1 protein-coding gene is annotated in these 624 nt (G+C 54.2%); it reads left to right on the top strand.

What is annotated here, in order from left to right; translation table 11 throughout:
- Positions 1–223: 223 nt before the first annotated feature.
- Positions 224–624: transposase (locus B1722_RS28470; RefSeq protein WP_140396057.1), on the top strand; the 401-nt coding region annotated here is incomplete at its 3' end.

The raw sequence follows: 624 nt of genomic DNA, 5'->3' as shown, positions 1-624 counted from the left end.
CATCGCTGGCAAGCCAGCTTGTATGCTGGGACTTGAAGGGAGGAGGAGGGACAAAGCCAGATTCTGACTGTTGGCGCAGTACAGATCCGTGGGAGATTTCGCCCCTCCTCCTTTCACCCAAGCGCCGATAAAGAATGCATCTGGCTAGACCGACGATAGGAACAAGCCTGCGCCCCTGGGTGATCCCTTCAAGTGCTCAAAACCATATCTCGGGGGGTGTTCAATGGCAATGTCGGTTTCTGTTTCCAAGCCAATCGTGGGCGTGGATGTCGCCAAGAATGAGCTGGTCATCTATCAGGCCGAGCTGGATCTGCTCGAGACTATTTCCAATGACAAGGCAGCGATCAAGAAATGGCTGAAAGCCTTGCCTGCACCGGTTGATCTGGCCATTGAGTCGACCAATATTTATCACTTGGCGTTCGCCGACCTGGCCCATGAAGCCGGGTGCACGATTTACATGGTCGGTGGCTACGAGCTGAGTCATTACCGCAAAGGAGTGAATGTTCGCGCCAAAACCGACGCGCTGGACGCCAAACTGCTCGCCCGTTATCTGAAAAATGAATACGGAGAACTGCATCCCTGGATTCCGCCATCGCCGCTGTATCGCCGACTCTTGAGCCTTTT

Origin of the sequence: Pseudomonas sp. SCPG-7 (assembly GCF_002156405.1) — a bacterium.
GTDB classification, from domain to species: domain Bacteria; phylum Pseudomonadota; class Gammaproteobacteria; order Pseudomonadales; family Pseudomonadaceae; genus Aquipseudomonas; species Aquipseudomonas parakoreensis.
This window is presented reverse-complemented; position numbering and strand designations above follow the sequence as displayed.